This window comes from Candidatus Photodesmus anomalopis (assembly GCF_000731785.2).
Lineage (GTDB): Bacteria > Pseudomonadota > Gammaproteobacteria > Enterobacterales > Vibrionaceae > Vibrio > Vibrio anomalopis.
In genome coordinates this window covers 70,951-84,902 of the sequence record NZ_JGVJ01000010.1, presented here as the reverse complement: position 1 = coordinate 84,902, position 13,952 = coordinate 70,951, and the positions used below count along the sequence as shown (strand labels likewise).

7 protein-coding genes and 3 pseudogenes are annotated in these 13,952 nt (G+C 31.6%); 4 read left to right on the top strand and 6 right to left on the bottom strand.

The window, feature by feature from the left end:
- Positions 1–77: 77 nt before the first annotated feature.
- The 5 genes and pseudogenes from lpdA to CF66_RS04700 form a co-directional block, all read right to left on the bottom strand.
- Complete coding sequence (gene lpdA / locus CF66_RS01050) at positions 78–1,514, bottom strand: dihydrolipoyl dehydrogenase (RefSeq protein WP_034411265.1); 1,437 nt, start codon at positions 1,512–1,514, stop codon at positions 78–80.
- A 125-nt stretch (positions 1,515–1,639) separates the two neighbouring features.
- A pseudogene (locus CF66_RS01045) lies at positions 1,640–2,866 on the bottom strand (2-oxo acid dehydrogenase subunit E2); the annotation flags it as partial.
- A gap of 20 nt (positions 2,867–2,886) precedes the next feature.
- Positions 2,887–5,571 carry a pyruvate dehydrogenase (acetyl-transferring), homodimeric type gene (gene aceE / locus CF66_RS01040; protein WP_034411263.1) on the bottom strand — a complete coding sequence of 895 codons (2,685 nt, stop codon included), beginning with the start codon at positions 5,569–5,571 and terminating at the stop codon, positions 2,887–2,889.
- A 646-nt stretch (positions 5,572–6,217) separates the two neighbouring features.
- Positions 6,218–7,963 carry a single-stranded-DNA-specific exonuclease RecJ gene (gene recJ / locus CF66_RS01035; protein ID WP_034411458.1) on the bottom strand — a complete coding sequence of 582 codons (1,746 nt, stop codon included), beginning with the start codon at positions 7,961–7,963 and terminating at the stop codon, positions 6,218–6,220.
- A gap of 130 nt (positions 7,964–8,093) precedes the next feature.
- Entirely contained in the window at positions 8,094–8,360 is a 267-nt protein-coding gene (locus tag CF66_RS04700; protein WP_052541653.1) for a tyrosine-type recombinase/integrase, read from the bottom strand.
- A 663-nt stretch (positions 8,361–9,023) separates the two neighbouring features.
- Here CF66_RS04700 and nadC point away from each other — a divergent pair.
- A complete protein-coding gene (gene nadC / locus CF66_RS01025; RefSeq protein ID WP_016503667.1) occupies positions 9,024–9,932 on the top strand; it encodes a carboxylating nicotinate-nucleotide diphosphorylase in 909 nt (302 codons plus the stop codon).
- 12 nt (positions 9,933–9,944) lie between these two features.
- On the opposite strand, the gene CF66_RS01020 is transcribed toward nadC, so the two are convergent.
- Entirely contained in the window at positions 9,945–10,832 is an 888-nt protein-coding gene (locus tag CF66_RS01020; protein ID WP_016503668.1) for a 2-dehydropantoate 2-reductase, read from the bottom strand.
- Positions 10,833–11,160: 328 nt separating this feature from the next.
- On the opposite strand from CF66_RS01020, the gene lrp reads away from it, so the two are divergent.
- From lrp to CF66_RS04715, 3 genes and pseudogenes are all read left to right on the top strand, one after another.
- Positions 11,161–11,658: a leucine-responsive transcriptional regulator Lrp gene (lrp, locus tag CF66_RS01015; RefSeq protein WP_016503669.1), complete on the top strand. Its 498-nt coding sequence runs from the start codon at positions 11,161–11,163 to the stop codon at positions 11,656–11,658.
- Positions 11,659–11,736: 78 nt separating this feature from the next.
- Positions 11,737–12,399 (top strand): annotated as a pseudogene (locus CF66_RS04720) (DNA translocase FtsK 4TM domain-containing protein); the annotation flags it as partial.
- A gap of 321 nt (positions 12,400–12,720) precedes the next feature.
- Positions 12,721–13,941, top strand: a pseudogene (locus CF66_RS04715) (DNA translocase FtsK); the annotation flags it as partial.
- Positions 13,942–13,952 lie beyond the last annotated feature (11 nt).

Sequence of the window (13,952 nt, the reverse complement as noted above, 5' to 3'; positions counted from 1 at the left end):
AGGGTGATATTTATAATTCGTTGATTGCTAAGTCAAAAAACAAAATGGAAACCATGTAAATATCAAACTAATTTACTTTACCTAAAGGATTTCTTACTTTGAGCCTTGATATTTGGAAGATCAGTAATACTACCTTCAAATATTTCTGCAGCTAAACCTATAGATTCATGTAAAGTAGGATGAGCATGAATAGTTAATGCAATATCTTCAGCCTCACAACCCATTTCGATAGAAAGAGCAATCTCACCTAAAAGCTCGCCAGCATGCATTCCTACTACAGCGCCACCAATTATTCGACGATTATTTTTATTAAAAATGAGCTTAGTCATACCCTCAGAATAATGAGACGCGATTGCTCGACCTGAAGCAGACCAAGGGAATATTGCAATTTCATAATCAATACCCTCTTCTTTGGCATCTTTTTCTGTTTTTCCTACCCATGCTACTTCAGGTTGAGTATAAGCTATAGATGGAATAACTCTAGGGTCCCAATAATGTTTTTTACCTGAGATTACTTCTGCAGCTAAATGACCTTGATGAACACCTTTGTGAGCTAGCATTGGTTGACCAACAACATCACCAACAGCGTAAATATGAGGAATATTAGTACGCATTTGTTTATCAACTATTATGAAATTGGATCCATCGATCTTAACACCTGATTTTTCAATATCAAGGAAATTAGTATTTGGCACACGACCAATTGCAACTAAAACCGCATCGTAATATTTAGAACTAGGTATAGAATTTTCTCCTTTCATTGAAACGTATATTGCATTTTCTTTAGCTTCTATTGAAGTTACTTTTGTCTTTAACATTAAATTAAACTGGCTTTTAATCTTTCTGTTATAAATAGAAATAACATCTTTATCTGCTAAAGGAATCAATTGTCTAGACATTTCTACAATATCAATTTTAGACCCAAGAGTATGGTAAACTGTTGCCATCTCCAATCCAATAATTCCACCACCTATGATCAATAATTTTTCTGGAATATTTTTTAATTCTAGCGCATCTGTAGAATCCCAAACACGTGAATCTTTATGTGGAATAAATGGCAGTTGAATTGGTTTAGAACCTGAAGCTATGATAGCGTACTCAAAATTGACATTTTTTTTACCTTTTTTAGTATCTACTACAATTGAATTAGGTCCTGTGAACTTGCCAAATCCATTTAGAATCATAACATTACGTGTCTTAGCCATAGAATAAAGACCAGAGGCTAGTTTAGTAATCATTCTCTTTTTCCAAGAACGAATACTTTCTATATCAGCTTGAAGTTTACCAGAAACAATACCGCACTCAGCTAACATTTTTGCTTCTTCCATAACTTTAGATATATGCAATAGTGCTTTTGATGGAATACAACCTAAGTTTAAACAAACACCACCAAGAGAGTCATTGCGCTCAATAAGAATGGTTTCTAAACCTAAATCTGCACACCGAAACGCAGCAGAATAGCCGGCAGGACCTGCACCAAGCACTACTACTTTTGCTTTAATTTCATTGCTCATATTGACCTCTCATGATCATTCTCTTTGTAAGATACAATTATATTCTGAATATTATCAGTACACTCAAAGTTAGTATTACCTCTAAGGAGCTATTTATAGCAAATCAAAATTTAATGCTTTCTCCTTCATAGAATTAAACGACGAACATCCGATAATATACTATTTAAGAAGGTGATAAAACGTGCACCTTCAGCACCATCAATGACTCGATGATCATATGATAAAGAAAGCGGCAGTTGTAATTGTGGCTGGAATTCATTGCCATTCCACACTGGCTTGATTTCAGATTTAGATATACCAAGAATAGCTACTTCTGGAGCATTGATTATTGGAGTAAAACTTGTTCCACCAATACTCCCAAGACTAGATATAGTAAAACCGCCACCTTGCATATCTGAAATTTTCAAAGTACCAGCACGAGCTTTCCTAGAAATAGAAATTAAATCTTCAGATAACTTATAAATACCCCTTTTATTTACATTTTGAAAGACAGGAACTACTAAACCATTTGGAGTGTCAACTGCAATACCAATATTTATATATTTTTTAATTATTAAACTTTCTCCATCGTTAGATAAAGAAGAATTAAATGTAGGAAATTTTTCTAACGCTTTAGCAACAGCTTTCATTATAAATGATAGCAATGTAATTTTTCTAGCACCGTTCTCCATAGAGTTATTGATGTTCTGTTCCTTTCTAAATTCCTCTAATTTAGTAATATTGACACTATCCCACTGTGTTACATGAGGGATCATTACCCAATTACGATGTAAATTGGCTCCAGATTTTTTTTTCACACGAGGAATAGGGCTAGTTTCTATTTCACCAAACTTGCTGAAATCTACCTCTGGCCAAGGAAGCAAATTCAAAAGATTCTTCCCATCTTCTTCCCTTCCATCTTCTTCCCTTTTTATCAATTTCCCTTTATCAGATTTTACTCCTTCAACATAAGCTTGAATATCTTCCTTTAAAATACGACCTTTACGACCAGTGCCAAAAATTCTGGATAGATCAATATCCAATTCACGTGCTAGACGACGAACAATTGGAGAAGCATAAACATAGTGATCGCTATTATCTTTAGAAGATATTTCTTTATGTACATCATCTGAAATAAAATTTTCACTTTTTTCAATACTAAAACTCATGAATGGTGAACCTGAAGAGACTTTATCACCTACTAAAACTTGAATTTCTTTTATCACACCTGAACAGGGGGAAGGAATTTCCATTGAAGCTTTATCTCCTTCAACAGTAATTAGAGACTGATCTTTTGAAACTGTATCGCCAATATTGACTAAAATCTCAGTTATTTCAACCTCATCAGAACCAATATCAGGTACGTTAATTTCGATTATCATCGTGTTTTACCTTATGCATATTGCGGATTAATTTTGTTAGTATCAATATTAAATTTCTTAATTGCCGCAGCAACTACAGTTTGTTCAAAGTCCCCTCGTTTAACTAATTCAGCTAATGCAGCAACAACAACATAGCTAGAATTAATTTCAAAATGGCGACGTAAATTTTTACGACTATCAGAACGTCCAAAACCATCAGTGCCTAGTACTTTATAAGACTCAGCTGGAATAAATGGGCGTATTTGCTCTGCATAATTTTTTATATAATCAGTAGCAGCAATAGCAGGCTCTTTTCCTAAAATCTGAGCAACATATGGGACTTTAGGTTCTTTTTCTGGATGTAACATATTGTGACGTTCTACTGACTGACCTTCACGAGTCAATTCATTATAGGAAGTGACAGAATAGACATCAGATTCTACCCCGTAATCATGTTTTAAAATTTTAGCGGCTTTACGTACTTCATTCATAATACTACCTGAGCTAAGAAGTTGAACTTTCCTGATACTTCCCCTATTCATATCAACATGTTTATCTTTATAAGATTCTAATTTATAAATGCCCTTGCAAATACCCTTCTCAGCACCTTCTGGCATTGCTGGCATTGAGTAATTTTCATTCATCAAGGTTAAGTAATAAAAAACATTCTCTTGACTTTGTCCATACATACGACGGATCCCGTCCTGAATAATTACTGCAATTTCATAAGAAAATGTTGGATCGTAAGAGATACAGTTAGGGATTATATTAGCTTGGATATGAGAATGACCATCTTCATGCTGTAATCCCTCACCATTCAATGTAGTTCGACCAGATGTAGCACCTAATAAAAAACCACGAGCTTGCTGATCACCTGCCATCCATGCCATATCACCAACTCGCTGAAAACCAAACATAGAGTAATATATATAAAAAGGAATCATGGGTAAATCATTTGTACTGTAAGAGGTTGCGGCAGCTAACCAAGAAGACATGGCACCTAATTCATTAATGCCTTCTTGAAGTATTTGGCCTGAAACAGATTCTTTGTAATAAGAAAGCATCTTGCTATCCTCTGGAATATATTTCTGGCCATTAGGATTATAAATACCAATTTGACGGAATAAACCTTCCATTCCAAAAGTACGAGCTTCATCAGCAATAATAGGAACAATATGTTTACCAATATTTCTATCTCTAAGAAAGAGATTTAATGTTCGTATAAAAGCAATAGTTGTAGAAATCTTCCGTTTTTGCTCAGTTAAAAGTGAAGAAAAAACTTGAATTTTAGGAATTGTTATTTTTTTAGTAAATTTAGGCAACCGATTAGGCATATAACCATATAATTCTTTTCGGCGAGCATGAAGATACTTATACTCAATAGAACCTTCTTCCAATTTTAAATAAGGAAGTTCTTCAAGCTCTTTTTCAGAAATAATATCTTGCAAATTTAAATGATTACGTAAATATCGAATATCTTTTATTTCCATTTTCTTAATGCTATGAGCTACATTTTTCCCTTCAGCAATATTACCCATACCATAACCCTTCACTGTTTTGGCTAAAATTACAGTAGGTTTGTTTTTTGTTTCTTTTGCATTTTGAAACGCAGCAAATAATTTAGATGCATCATGTCCGCCACGTTTAAGAGAAAAAATTTCATCATCAGTCATATTAACAACAAGTTCAGCTGTCTCTGGATATTTACCAAAAAAGTGCTTACGTATATAAGCACCATTTCTAGATTTTAAAGTTTGATAATCACCATCAAGAGTTTCATTCATAAGTTGAATAAGCTTTCCTGTAGTATCATTAGCAAGTAATGTATCCCATTCACTACCCCAAATAACCTTAATTATATTCCAACCAGCTCCTTTAAACACCCCTTCTAGCTCTTGAATAATACTTCCATTCCCTATTACTGGACCATCCAAACGCTGAAGATTACAATTAATCAAAAAACATAAGTTATCGAGCTGTTCTCTAGCAGCAAATGAAAGTGCACCTCGTGACTCTGGTTCATCCATTTCACCATCTCCCAAAAAGGTATAAACTCTTTGAGCAGAAGTATCTTTCAAACCACGACTACTAAGATATTTTAGAAACCGTGCTTGATAGATAGAAGCAATAGGGCCTAAACCCATTGATACTGTTGGAAATTGCCAAAATTCAGGCATTAATTTAGGATGAGGATAAGAGGAAATGCCTTTACCGTCGACTTCTTGACGAAAATTATCGAGCTGTTCTTTACTTAATCGACCTTCAACAAAAGCACGAGAATAAATACCAGGAGAAGTATGACCTTGATAGTAAATTAAATCTCCTCCATCTGACTTATTTGAAGCACGAAAGATATGGTTAAAACAAACTTCATAAAATGTTGCTGAAGATTGATAAGATGCTATATGACCACCAAGATCTAAACCTTTTCTAGATGCACGTAACACAATTGCCATGGCATTCCACCGAATGATAGAACGGATACGAGACTCAATAACTAAATCGCCAGGATAAGGGGGCTCTTGTGAAACTGGAATAGTATTAATATAGCTCGTGTTAATACTTGATATATTGATACCACTTGAAGATGCTTTCTCTAGAAGTTGTTCAAGTAAATACTGAGCACGACTTGTACCTTCCTCACGAATAACCGACTCAAGTGATTCAAGCCATTCTTGAGTTTCTAGTTTGTCTATATCATATTTCACATCAGACATCGTTTCATCCTTATAATTGATCTGCTTTGCTCAATTTAACAAGTGAATACTAATCATAACTAGTTGCTTTGTTTTAAAATTTCACTTAAATAAACTTTTAACTTCTGGTTGAAATTGAATTCAACAACACGATAAACTGTTACCAGTAAAATAGAACATGGAAGAACTTTCGAGTTAATTAATCATTAAATCAACTACTATTAATCTAGAAACCAACAAAACTATTGAAACACAATTAATCTAAAGACTTTTTCATTTCTTTGAAGGTTAAAAAACCAGGCATAAGAATAAGTTAATACAGGGAAACCGCATAATACGTACTATTCTTCAAATACTATGATAATTCCTAATTTTAAACATATACTATAGATATAAGGTAAAATTAAAATAAATTTACAACAGTTTCTTTTACAGTTTTTCAGTAAACATCAATAAGTTTTTAGTAAAAAGCAACTCGTTTATTTTTCTAATTCTCACTAATAATAGTAATATAAATCCCACTTTATTTCTGAAGCTAACATAATTAAAACATAGATGTCTAGCCAAAATTGATTTTTCAAAATTGAAAAATCAATTTTGTTTTTCTGCATTAATAACCACACTAAACCTAAAAAGCCATAAAATCTAACAAAAAAAATCATATATATTAAAATACTATCGTTTCAATATGCTCAATTATCAATTGTAACGAATGACTTCCACTAAATTCATTAACATCAAGCCTATATACTAATTGAACAAATTTTACTGAGCTATTAGGCCAATAATTCAAATCTGCATTAAACATAATTCCATCTATAATAGTTCGATTGAAACAATCCTTAAATATAGGCTCAAGCAATAACCGTATGTGCTTTTTCCCTACCAGTTTTTGATTGATAACTTTAAATTTACCATCAAAAACTGGTTCAGGAAATCCTTCTCCCCATGGACTAGCAAATTTTAATAATTTTGCAGTGTGTATGGAAAAATCTTTTTCTTTCAATTTCCCATCACTTAGTATGATATTTTTTAATGCTAAATCACCTAATTCCTTACGTACTGCTTGATCAAATATTTTAGCAAAATTATCAAGGTGTTCTTCTTTAAGAGTTAAACCTGCTGCCATAGAATGACCACCATACATAATAATTAATCCAGGATTTTGAGAATTAATATTATCAAGTACATTAAAAAAATGGAATCCAGGAATAGATCGGCAAGAACCTTTGAGTATCCCTTTAGCATTATTAGAAAAAACAACAACCGGACGGTGAAATTTCTCTTTCATTCGTGACGCAAGAATACCAATTATACCTTGATGCCATCCGCGCTGGTATAAAACTAAACCAAATGGAAATTGAGAGTTTTTATTTAATTGAATCTTATTACAAAAAGCTATAGCTTCTTTCCTCATATTTTCTTCAATTTTTTTTCGAGTTTGATTTAAAGCATTAAGCTGTTTTGCTATATAACGTGCCGTATGAATATCATCACTTATCAATAGCTCTACCCCAAATGACATGTCATGCAAACGACCAGCTGCATTAATTCTTGGTCCTAGTGCAAAACCAAAGTCAGATGCCACTAAATTTTTTCTATTAAGATTAGCTACTTCAATAAGAGCTTGAATACCTGGCCGTGTTTTACCTGCTCGAATACGTTGTAACCCTTGATAAACTAAAATGCGGTTGTTTTTATCCAATGGTACAACATCAGCTATAGTACCAAAAGCAACTAAATCTAAGAATTTCATAAGCTTAGGTTCAAGCATATTATTTAGAATGAACCAATCCTTATCTCTCATATACACACAAAGAGCCATCATTAAATAAAATACAACACCAACACCAGATAAAGTTTTTAAAAAAACACCAGAACTACAAATATTTGGATTTACTATTGCGTCGACATTAGGGAGTCTATGACCAGGTAAATGATGGTCTGTTATTAAAACTTGTAAGCCCTTTTTATTAGCATAACTAACTCCATCAATAGATGAAATCCCATTATCTACAGTCATAATTATATCCGCGCCTAACTTGATAGCTTGATCAACTACCTGAACACTGAGACCATAACCGTCCTTAAAACGATTTGGGATTAAATAATCTACATTTCTAGATCCCAACATACGTAGTGCCAATACAGATAAGGCTGAACTAGTTGCCCCATCAACATCAAAATCACCAACAACGATAATCCGTTTATTTTCTTGAATAGCTAAAAATAACAATCGTACCGCTTTATGAATACCTGGTAATTCTTTATATGAACATAGTGCTTTAGTTGTAGTTTCTAATTGATTAATTGATTGTATACCACGATTTATATATATACGTTTTAATATAGGATGAATTGTATCAGGAAGAAGACTAAGATCAGCTCTAGGCCGACGTTGAATTTTTATCATCATATTAAATAATAAAGCATAGAGAATGAGTATGTACTGACTAATACCATAAACAACCTGGATGATGGTTACTATGAAATTTTTTGAGTCGATCTGCAGCTACATGGGTATAAATTTATGTGGAAAATAACTAGCTTTGACCAAGCAGCATCTGAACTACTCCAAGTTCTGCAGCATGATTTAGTAAATATGTAGCAAAAGCATGCCTCAAAATATGAGGAGATAACAGTTTTATATCAATTCCAATAATCTTCCTATAATATTTAACATGATAGCAAAAAGTTTGCCTTGTCATCACTCTAGCACGTTTACTTGGAAAGAAAATATCAGATTTTAATGAACCTAGTAATATAGGCCTACTATTCTTTAAAAAAAGTGCCGATCCAATCCATTGCATCTTCTCCTATAGGTACTAATCGCTCTTTATTTCCATTACCTATTATACACACTACACCTTGACATAAGTTAATATTTGCTATTTCTTTAAGAGAACAATATATCTAGTAGCATAGAGTCTATGCATTGATTTATCTCTCAATCTAATCACCTCATTAAGATTTGATGCATTTAATAATAAATTAACTTGTTCTTCCGTCAAATCTTTAGGTAATCGTTTAGGAAGTTAGGATTTCTAATTAATATTGTAGGTTTATCTAAATGAATTTCTGTTTGATTCAAATACTGATCGTTGACCTCATTCTAGAATGAGGTCTTAGCTTACACTTTTGATCCGTTAACCACATTTAGTATTTTGCAAACTAGATAATTGAATAGTATCTAATTGGTAATTAGATTGAAAACCATATGCCATACATATAGAATTGATAAATTGCCAATACTATCTTAAACAAAAAGCAGATGAAACCTTTAATTATATCAAACAATTATAAATTATTGTTTAGTATTTAATAAATCTAATTATATCAATAATTTTCTTTAAAAATATTTAATTATTACTATAATCAATAGAGATTCGATTATACGTAAAAGAACTACCATCGATAAATTGAAGTATTGTTGTTTTTCGTAAGATTTTTTTACTTCCTTAATTATTTTTGATATGAAAAAAACACATAACATCCGAGAACGCCTTAATTATTTAAAACAAATATTACCAACAGAAATTACTCGAACTGTAGCTCATTCTTTAACAGAAGACCTTGGTGGAAGTATCTATCTTTCTTCAGATATTACTTCAAATTTAATTTCTGAAGGAACTCATGGAAAGGCAATTATTATTAGTCGAGAAAAAGGAGTTTTTTGTGGACGAGATTGGGTTGATGAAGTATTTACACAATTATCAAGTCATGAAAATAAGCTGAATAAAAAAGTCAAAATTGAATGGTATGTAAAAGATGGTGATAAAATAAAGGTCAATCAGATATTATGTAGACTTTCTGGCTCAGCACGTACAATATTGACTGGTGAACGTAATGCAATAAATTTTATACAAACTTTTTCTGGCTGTGCAACTACTACTTATCAATATATTAAAAAAATTGCAAATACCAAATGTTGCTTACTAGATACCAGAAAAACTATCCCTGGTTTGCGTTATGCGCTAAAATATGCAGTGGTTTGTGGTGGTGGGAAAAATCATCGTATAGGACTCTTTGATGATTATTTAATCAAAGAAAATCATATAATATCATGCGGTGGTATTGTACATGCCATCTCAAAAGCAAAAAAACTACATCCCCAAAAAACCATTCAAATCGAAATTGAAAATTTAAAAGAACTAGAACAAGCCATAAATTCAGGTGCAGATGTAATAATGCTTGATAACTTTGATATTGATATGATACGTCGAGCAGTACAAATTAATGCAGATCGAACAATCCTAGAATGCTCAGGTAACATTACTTTAGAAAATATTAAAGAATATGCAAATACAGGCATCGATTATATTTCTATTGGAAGTCTAACAAAGGATTTAAAGACGTTAGATCTTTCTATGCGTTTTCAATAAATATAATAAAATTCACTTTTGATAAATCCCTTCTTTTAATTTAATTTTCTGATATAAAAACCTATTTTTAGGTACTAAGATACCATGTTTTTCTGCTTTAGAAATAAGATACCCTGTAATGAAATCAATTTCCGTTTTTCTTTGAAAAAAAACATCTTGCTGCATTGAAGAAAAATTTTTCTCAGTATTTTTAATTGTTTTACCTAGAGCAAAAGACAAATCAAAAAAATTTGTCTCAATTCCTTCTTCATGCATCACAAGTACTATTTCATTTAATAAATTAATCAATAAATGTTCATATCGTTTCTTAAATAAGATGCCATTAGCACATTGCTCTAAAGCTGTAATTGGATTAATCACGCAGCTAATTGCCAATTTATTCCATAAAGTGACTTTTATTGAAGAAGACCAAATCACTTCAGGTAATGCATGATCTAGGAGTTTAACTAAAAAAACACAATGTTTGCCTTTATCATTATACCCTCCTAATTTTGTGATTCCCTTACCCGTATGAAATACTTGCATTGAATTAGGCTTGTAAACTCCATGTGTAGTAGTTGCCAATAAAATTGGATGATGGCTAATTTTATTACAGATATGTTCAATAACTCCCATACCATTGTGCATGAATACAATTATACAATCTTTATGAAGATAAGAAACAATAGGTACCAAAGCATTTTCGACTTGCCAAGCTTTGACAGTAATTATAATTAGTTCTGAATTTGCCAAATGTTGTTTATTACAATTAGAAAATAAGTGAGGCTGTTCTTTATTAATCCGTAAACTAATAGTTGAAGATAAACTTTTCCCCCAAATAGAAACATGATGTCCAGAATTCACTAACCTGCATGCTAATAAAGTACCAATTGCCCCAGGACCAATTATCGAAATATTCATAACTCATCTTTATTTTTTGTTTAACAGTAAAATTTAGTTTGTAGTGATAATAAGAAAATAAATTCAATATAATAAAAATTTGCGCAATTTAATAGCACATAAAAGATAACTTAAGATTTAAATAAACTTAGATCCTATCAGCAACTATAGCAAATAGCTATTTCTTAAGATTACAATTAATAAATATTTTATTTATTGCTCATTGTAAAAATGCACCTCAATTAATTTAATATTATAAGAATTTATAAGAATAAAAATTGATACTAGATAAAGAAAAACTGTAATATACTTCTTCTTACTTAGATAAGAGACTTAAATTGGAAACAAAATGGTAATCAATTGTAAAAAAACGTCTTCTAAATATTTAGATCGCATAGATCTCAGTATCCTTAATGAATTGCAAAAAGATGGAAGGATATCTAATGTAGAACTTTCCAAACGAGTAGGACTTTCTCCAACACCATGCTTAGAAAGAGTTCGTCGCTTGGAAAAACAAAAATATATCATAGGCTATACAGCACTTTTGAATCCAAAGAATCTTGAAGCATCATTATTGGTTTTTGTTGAAATTACACTTAATAAAAATGCACCAGATATATTTGAACAATTTAATACAATGGTAAAAAAACTAGATGGTATTCAAGAGTGTCACTTAGTATCAGGAGATTTTGATTATTTGCTAAAAATCCGTATACCTGATATCACCGCTTACCGAAAACTTCTTACTTGTACATTGCTGCACCTTCCTGGTGTTAATGATGCTCGTACCTATGTTGTCGTAGAAGAAGTTAAACAGACAAATCAATTAGTTATAAAAAATCGTTAGTTGTATTTATAATAAATTACTATTAATCTTAAATATACACACTTTAAATTGCTAATTTATCTAATTAAACTTACTTTTATGCTTAAGAACTTATTTCAAAAAAAAAAGGATGCTACTATCAGAAAATTAACTAAAGAATCTAAATATTCTCGTTTAAATAGTTTCCAACGATTAAAAGAATGCGCTTTAATACTGACTGTTTTATCATCTATTTTATTATCAATATCCTTATTTACTTTTAGTCCTTCAGATCCATCTTGGTCACAAACTAACTGGGGGGTGGATATTCAAAATGCTGATGGAATATTAGGGGCATGGATAGCTGATACGCTCTTTTTTATTTTTGGCTCTCTTGCTTACCTAATACCAATTCTTTTACTAATAATAGCGTGGTTATTTCTAAAAAAACGCATTCATGATAAAAACTATCCTATAGATTTAATGTTATGGGGTGCTCGTTTACTTGGTTGCGTAATACTAATTTTAACTAGCTGTGGTCTAGCAGATATCAATTTTGATGATATTTGGTATTTTTCATCTGGAGGGATAATTGGTGATATTACTACAAATATTATCTTACCTAGACTAGGTTTATTAGGAACAATATTAGTTTTTCTTTTCTTTTGGGGGGCTGGGTTTACACTTTTAACTGGAATCTCTTGGTTATCAATTGTTGAATGCTTAGGAAAACAAACCATCGATGTATTTTGTTTTATTAGAAATTTTCTAAAGAAAAAAAGAAATACAACGGCATTATTACCAGAACAATTTAAAAATCAACAAAAATCAACTACAACAAACTCTGAAAATCTTAAACAAAACTCGTTATATACTGATAATTCAATTTCTAATAATAAAGAATCGGTTTCTTTCGATAATAAATCATATTTGGATAGTCAGACAAAAGCACATAATAACTCTCATGAAGAGTCTAAATTTAATGAACCTACAAATCTTGAAATAATCCTACCAGAAACAAATCTGAATGAAAAAAAAAACCAAAATTATAAAAAACACATTTCCAAACTAAAATGTGGCTTAACAAAAATAGAAAAAAAATCAATGCCATCTTTGGATTTACTTTATCATCCTAAAAAACATAAAAACTGCATTAACCATAACATTCTTGAAAATATTGCTCGTCTTATTGAAGCTAAATTATTAGATTACAAAATAAAAACTAAAGTAGTAGAAATTTTTCCAGGTCCCGTAATTACTAGGTTTGAACTTGATCTTGCTCCTGGTATCAAAGTTAGTCAAATTTCTACTTTATCTATGGACCTCGCACGATCACTTTCAACAACGACAGTACGTATTGTTGAAGTAATCCCTGGTAAGCCTTATGTTGGAATTGAATTGCCTAATGTTAATCGAAAAACTGTTTATTTCTCTGAAGTCATTAATAGTCAAGCTTTTATAAAAGCTAAATCACCAACAAGCATTGTTCTTGGTCAAGATATTGGTGGTAATGCAATTGTCTCTAATCTATCTAAAATGCCACATGTTTTAGTAGCAGGTACTACTGGTTCAGGAAAATCAGTTGGTGTGAATGTGATGATTCTTAGTATGCTTTATAAAGCAACACCTGAAGAAGTTCGGTTTATTATGATTGATCCTAAAATGCTTGAACTTTCAGTGTATGAAGGAATTCCTCATTTATTATCTGAAGTTGTAACTGATATGAAAGATGCATCAAATGCATTACGTTGGTGTATAGCTGAAATGGATCGTCGATACAAGATCATGTCAACCCTCGGTGTTCGGGATATAACAACTTTCAATAAAAAAATCAATATAGCTATTAAGGCTAATCAGCCTATAAAAAAACCGAGTTGGTATCATGATGATACCATAAACACGGGATCTCCCTACTTAGAAAAAATACCTTATATTGTTGTTATAGTTGATGAACTTGCTGATCTAATACTAGTAGTTGGTAAAAAAGTTGAAGAATTAATCATAAGATTATCTCAAAAAGCTCGTGCAGCAGGCATCCACCTTATCCTTGCTACCCAACGTCCATCTGTAGATGTAATAACAGGTTTAATTAAAGCAAACATACCAACTCGTATTGCATTTACAGTTTCAACTAAAACAGATTCACGAACAATCCTTGATCAAGGAGGAGCAGAATCATTACTTGGAATGGGAGATATGCTTTATCTTCCTCATGGATCAAATCATGCTATACGAATACATGGCACATTTGCACCTGATGATGATGTTCATTCAGTTGTGAAGCACTGGAAAAAATTAGGTAAACCAAGTTATATTGATAAAATTACTTAAATACA